1 protein-coding gene is annotated in these 248 nt (G+C 63.3%); it reads left to right on the plus strand.

The window, feature by feature from the left end; translation table 11 throughout:
- Nucleotides 1-248: hypothetical protein (locus B4920_RS27325; RefSeq protein ID WP_216820113.1), on the plus strand; the 248-nt coding region annotated here is incomplete at both ends.

Below are 248 nucleotides of genomic sequence, written 5' to 3' on the forward strand. Positions count from 1 at the left end.
GCATCGAATTCTTCGCCGCCGACGTGCGCGACATGCCGAAAGACGCCGCGCTGGATATCCAATTGATTGGAGGTCAGCCCCCGCACCTGTACGTGCGGGCCGGCCATCCGCTTGCAGGGCGCACGCACACGCTGCGCGAAGTTTGGGAATACGGCATTGCCGTACCGAAGCTTCTGAGCCCGTCAAAGGTGGAACTGGCGATGCTGCTAGGGCTGCCGGCAGGTCAGGAGGCCAGTATCGCCCTGGAA

This window comes from Zoogloea sp. LCSB751 (assembly GCF_002028455.1).
In the GTDB taxonomy this organism is placed as follows: domain Bacteria; phylum Pseudomonadota; class Gammaproteobacteria; order Burkholderiales; family Rhodocyclaceae; genus Zoogloea.